A 554-nucleotide genomic window follows, 5' to 3' on the forward strand; every position below is an offset into this window, starting at 1 on the left:
ACGCCGTCTCCTTCGTCGCATGCGTTTGGTGGGGCGTTTGGATCAAGGGTGTCGTCTTTGTCTGGTGTTGTGTTTGCAACGTTTCCAGCCGCATCTTCTTGCGTTTTATCAAAAAGTTCGCACTCTATTTTTGTGGTGTAACCACCCGTTTTATCAAGTTTGTGCTTAACACTTTTGATGCGCCATTCTGCTGGAATATAGGGGCGGAAAGGGGGCTCTTGAACAAGCTTTGCTTCTGCTTGCACAAACGGATCACCACCGATATCACATGAGAAAGAAGACTTACCGCGTGATGATTTATTGCGATAAGCAGCAATGGCCGCAACAGCCTCTGATTGGTTATGGTAGGTATATTTGAGTTCATGAAACGGCGGGTTACCAACTTTGACTTCTTTTTTTTCACCACTGCGGATATCATGATAGGTTGCGAGAACACCGCCTTTTTTCTCTTTGTCTTCTTCTTGTTTTTCCGATTCTTTTTCTGCTTTTTCCGATTCAGATGATGATGCTCTGTCACTGTCATCCATATGGATAAAGTTTTCATCATCATCAAT

The 554-nt window shown here is 43.9% G+C and carries 1 pseudogene; it reads right to left on the reverse strand.

Going from position 1 to position 554, the window contains the following annotated elements:
• Positions 1-554 (reverse strand): annotated as a pseudogene (locus tag ACFIK6_RS10250) (late control protein); the annotation flags it as partial.

This window comes from Bartonella sp. AS69XJJH (assembly GCF_042195585.1).
GTDB lineage: Bacteria > Pseudomonadota > Alphaproteobacteria > Rhizobiales > Rhizobiaceae > Bartonella.